The sequence below is a fragment of the Chromohalobacter sp. HP20-39 genome, from assembly GCF_033052815.1.
Taxonomy (GTDB): Bacteria; Pseudomonadota; Gammaproteobacteria; order Pseudomonadales; family Halomonadaceae; genus Chromohalobacter.
In genome coordinates, this window is record NZ_JAWHTP010000099.1 from 1 (window position 1) to 531 (window position 531).

At 69.9% G+C, this 531-nt stretch carries 1 pseudogene; it reads right to left on the minus strand.

Going from position 1 to position 531, the window contains the following annotated elements:
• Positions 1 to 531 (minus strand): annotated as a pseudogene (locus tag RVY79_RS17120) (hypothetical protein); the annotation flags it as partial.

Here is a 531-nt window from a genome sequence, read left to right on the forward strand (position 1 = left end):
CTTCAACACCGCAACGATTTCCGCGGTGTCGTCGATCGACAGCGTGGTCTGGGTCACGAAAGCGAGATTGTCCGGATTCTTCGGCTGGAAGGTCTGAGCGTCCTCGGCGGTCTCGATCAGCTGGACAGCCCCCGGCGGCAACTGGCCGACGGTGCCGACCACTTCCGGATGGTGCGAATGGCCGATCAGCAGGATTTCGCGGCCGCGCTTGAAGTGGATCGCGGCCTCGCGGTGAACCTTGGTCACCAGCGGGCAGGTCGCATCGAACACGCGCAGGCCGCGCGCCTCGGCCGCCTCGCGCACCGCGTCGAAGCCCTGGCCGGCGGCGGTGGCCAGGTTGCGCTCGGCGCCGGCTTCGTCGACGCTGGACAGGGCCACGCGGGCCTCCAGCGTGCGCTCGGGGCCAAGGTCGAATTCGAGCAGCACGCGTGGCGCCTTGTCGCCCGGCCGGGCCGGCAGGGTCTGGCGGCCGCGCACCGGCTGGCTGAACTGCACGACGAAGGACACCTGGCGCTCGACCCAGTTCTTGCG